Consider the following 1609-nt stretch of genomic DNA (forward strand, 5'->3'; position numbering starts at 1 on the left):
ACTGATTCTGAGACTGACTCAGAAATTGATTCGCTCACTGATTCTGAGACTGACTCAGAAATTGATTCGCTCACTGATTCTGAGACTGACTCAGAGACTGACTCAGAGACTGACTCGGATGTTGACTCAGAAATTGACTCTGAGACTGATTCAGAGATTGATTCACTTACTGATTCTGATGTTGATTCTGATACTGACTCTGAGATTGACTCAGACACTGACTCGCTTACTGACTCAGAAATTGACTCGCTCACTGATTCTGATACTGATTCAGAGATTGATTCGCTCACTGATTCTGAGACTGACTCAGAGATCGACTCACTTACTGATTCTGAGATTGATTCAGAAACTGATTCTGAGATTGATTCACTTACTGACTCGGATACTGATTCAGATATTGATTCGCTTACTGATTCTGATACTGACTCTGAGATCGATTCGCTTACTGATTCAGACACCGACTCAGAAATTGATTCGCTTACTGATTCTGAGACTGACTCTGATGTTGATTCTGAGATTGACTCAGAGATTGATTCAGATACTGATTCTGAGATTGACTCAGATACTGACTCTGAAATTGATTCAGAGATTGATTCAGAAACTGACTCAGAGATTGACTCGCTTACTGACTCGGAAATTGATTCAGAGATTGACTCACTTACTGACTCGGATGTTGATTCAGAAAGTGATTCGCTCACTGATTCTGATGTTGACTCAGAAATTGATTCGCTTAATGATTCTGAGACTGATTCAGAGATTGATTCGCTCACTGATTCTGAGACTGACTCAGAGATCGACTCACTTACTGATTCTGAGATTGATTCAGATACTGATTCTGAGACTGACTCGGAAATTGATTCAGAAACTGATTCTGATACTGATTCTGATGTTGATTCAGAGATTGACTCACTTACTGACTCGGATGTTGATTCAGAAAGTGATTCGCTCACTGATTCTGATGTTGACTCAGAAATTGATTCGCTTAATGATTCTGAGACTGATTCAGAGATTGATTCGCTCACTGATTCTGAGACTGACTCGGAAATTGATTCAGAAACTGATTCTGAGACTGATTCTGATGTTGATTCAGAAATTGACTCGCTCACTGATTCTGATGTTGATTCAGAAACTGATTCGCTTACTGATTCTGAGACTGATTCTGATGTTGATTCAGAAACTGACTCGCTCACTGACTCTGATACTGATTCAGAAATTGACTCACTTACTGACTCTGATGTTGATTCAGAAACTGACTCGCTCACTGATTCTGAGACTGACTCAGAGATTGACTCACTTACTGATTCTGATGTTGATTCAGAGATTGACTCACTTACTGATTCTGATGTTGATTCAGAGATTGACTCACTTACTGATTCTGATGTTGACTCTGATGTTGATTCAGAAACTGACTCACTTACTGATTCTGAGACTGACTCAGAAATTGATTCGCTCACTGATTCTGAGACTGACTCAGAAATTGATTCGCTCACTGATTCTGAGACTGATTCTGAAATTGACTCAGATACTGACTCAGATACTGATTCTGATGTTGATTCTGAAATTGACTCACTTACTGACTCTGAGACTGATTCTGAAATTGACTCAGACA

At 39.5% G+C, this 1609-nt stretch carries 1 pseudogene; it reads left to right on the plus strand.

What is annotated here, in order from left to right:
• A pseudogene (locus tag JOC28_RS10580) lies at window positions 1–1609 on the plus strand (hypothetical protein); the annotation flags it as partial.

The organism is Streptococcus loxodontisalivarius (assembly GCF_016908645.1).
Taxonomy (GTDB): domain Bacteria; phylum Bacillota; class Bacilli; order Lactobacillales; family Streptococcaceae; genus Streptococcus; species Streptococcus loxodontisalivarius.